Origin of the sequence: Kitasatospora sp. NPDC007106 (assembly GCF_040634455.1) — a bacterium.
Classification (GTDB): Bacteria; Actinomycetota; Actinomycetes; order Streptomycetales; family Streptomycetaceae; genus Kitasatospora; species Kitasatospora arboriphila.
In genome coordinates this window covers 1-2,387 of record NZ_JBEYFP010000863.1, presented here as the reverse complement: position 1 = coordinate 2,387, position 2,387 = coordinate 1, and the positions used below count along the sequence as shown (strand labels likewise).

The 2,387-nt window shown below is 74.0% G+C and carries 2 pseudogenes and 1 riboswitch; of the pseudogenes, one reads left to right on the top strand and one right to left on the bottom strand.

Annotated elements, in window-relative coordinates:
- Positions 1-1,172 (bottom strand): annotated as a pseudogene (locus ABZ641_RS33355) (glycine dehydrogenase (aminomethyl-transferring)); the annotation flags it as partial.
- A gap of 223 nt (positions 1,173-1,395) precedes the next feature.
- Positions 1,396-1,499, bottom strand: a riboswitch (glycine riboswitch).
- A gap of 266 nt (positions 1,500-1,765) precedes the next feature.
- Here ABZ641_RS33355 and ABZ641_RS33350 point away from each other — a divergent pair.
- Positions 1,766-2,107: pseudogene (locus ABZ641_RS33350) on the top strand (PRC-barrel domain-containing protein); the annotation flags it as partial.
- Between the last annotated feature and the right edge of the window lie 280 nt (positions 2,108-2,387).

Below are 2,387 nucleotides of genomic sequence, written 5' to 3'. Positions count from 1 at the left end.
GCGCCGTGCACCAGCTCCACGCCGCCGGCGCGCAGGCCCGCGGCGAGCGCGGCGGCGTAGCGGTGGGTGCGGCGGGCGATGTCCGCGAGGCCGTCGGGGCCGTGGTAAACGGCGTACATCGAGGCCATCACGGCGAGCAGCACCTGGGCGGTGCAGATGTTGCTGGTGGCCTTCTCGCGGCGGATGTGCTGCTCGCGGGTCTGCAGGGCCAGGCGGTAGGCGCGGTTGCCGTCGGAGTCGACGGAGACGCCGACCAGGCGGCCGGGCAGGTTGCGGGCGAACTCGGCGCGGACGGCGAGGTAGCCGGCGTGCGGGCCGCCGAAGCCCATCGGCACGCCGAAGCGCTGCGAGGTGCCGCAGGCGATGTCGGCGCCCATCGAGCCCGGGGACTTGAGCAGGGTGAGGGCGAGCAGGTCGGCGGCGACGGCGACGACCGCGCCGAGGCCGTGGGCCTGCTCGATGACCGGGGTGAGGTCGCGGACGGCGCCGGCGGCACCCGGGTACTGGAGCAGCACGCCGAAGACGCCGCGCTCGGCGATCTCGGCCGGGATGCCCTCGGACAGGTCGGCGACGACGACCTCGACGCCGGTCGGCTCGGCGCGGGTCTCGATGACGGCGACGGTCTGCGGCAGGGTGTCGGCGTCGATCAGGAAGACGCCGCCCTTGACCTTGGTGACGCGGCGGGCCAGCGCCATTGCCTCGGCGGCGGCGGTGCCCTCGTCGAGCAGCGAGGAGCCGGAGGTGGCGAGGCCGGTGAGGTCGGAGACCAGGGTCTGGAAGTTCAGCAGCGCCTCGAGGCGGCCCTGCGAGATCTCCGGCTGGTACGGGGTGTAGGCGGTGTACCAGGCCGGGTTCTCGAGGACGTTGCGCAGGATCACCGGCGGGGTGAAGGTGCCGTAGTAGCCGAGGCCGATCATGGAGGTGGCGACCCGGTTGCGGTCGGCCAGCTCGCGCAGCTCGGCGAGGACCTGGGCCTCGCTGCGGCCGGCGGGCAGGTCCAGCGCGGTCAGGCTGCGGATGGCCTCGGGAACGGCCGCGTCGGCCAGCTCGTCCAGGGACGCGAAGCCCACCTGGGCGAGCATCTTCTCCTGGGCGGCGGCGTCGGGGCCGATGTGGCGGGTCTCGAAGGGGCTGGCCTGCTCGAGCTCGGTGAGGTTCGGCTGGGCGTTCATGGGGGTCGAGGCCTCCTGGTCACGGACCGGCGGGGGTACGCACGCCGGTCGGCCGCCGTGGGGAGCCGGAGACGTACGAACCCGTCAGGCCTCCCCCTCTGTCATCGGTACCTGAGAGCTTCGCCGTCTTGACGCCCGAGGGCATCTCGTCGGCTTGCACCGTCGGTGAGGGTGGTGCCGACGGCTCCTGTGCCGGCGGTCCTGCCCTGCTTTCCAGAGTGACCTGGCCCACGCGGTACGGGTGCCTGAGAGATTCCGGGGAGGAGTTGCTCCTTCGGCGCCCCTTCCCCAGCTCAGCGGGGTCGGGGACTCTCCCGCGCGGGCTCGGCGGTCGCCGCCCAGGGTACCAGCGGGACCGCCGGGAATGGCGGGTGCTGTGACCGGCGTCCCACCGCCGGGGGCCGGTCCGAGGGCCCCGTCTGCGGGCCCGCGGGCCGTGCCCGTCCCCCGGACGGCCGATCACCGGCCCGGACGGCCGCCCCCGGCTCGCCGGTGACCGGTCCATGGCGTTCTGTGTAGATGGCGTCTGGCCAGCTCCTCCAGCCGTCCCGACGTCCACGGAGACACAGGAGCAGTAGGCACTGGAGGACAGCGTGCAGACCGATATCGATCCGCGAGACCTGATCGGGCACAAGGCGGTCGACCGGAACGGTGAGAAGATCGGCACGGTCGACGAGGTGTATCTCGACGACGCGACCGGCGAGCCCGAGTGGGCCGCCGTCCGCACCGGGATCTTCGGCCGGGACGCCTTCGTCCCGCTGACCACCAGCGAGTTCTCGGGCGAGGAGCTCAAGGTCCCGTACGACAAGTCGTTGGTGAAGGACTCCCCGGACTTCGGCGTGGGCCAGCACCTGTCACCCGCCCAGGAGTTGCAGCTCTACCGCTACTACGGGCTGGACACCTCCAACGGCCGGCCGGGCGCGGAGGCGGGCCCGGCGCCCGCCGAGCGCCCCGGTGACACCGAGTTCGGCGCGGTCGCGCACGCGGCGCCCGAGCAGTCCGCGGCGAACGGCCGCCCGGCGGTGAACGGCCACGGCCGGACGGACCACGCCGACGGGCAGCACGGCGGCACGCGCCACGACGGGCCCCGGCAGGAGGGCTCCGGACCGGCCGGCTCCCGGCAGGACAGCTCGGAGAACACCATGCAGCTCCCGGTGGTGCCGGCCGGCGGCACCGTCCGCCCTGCTGCCGCTCCGACCGCCGCGCACCGGCCCG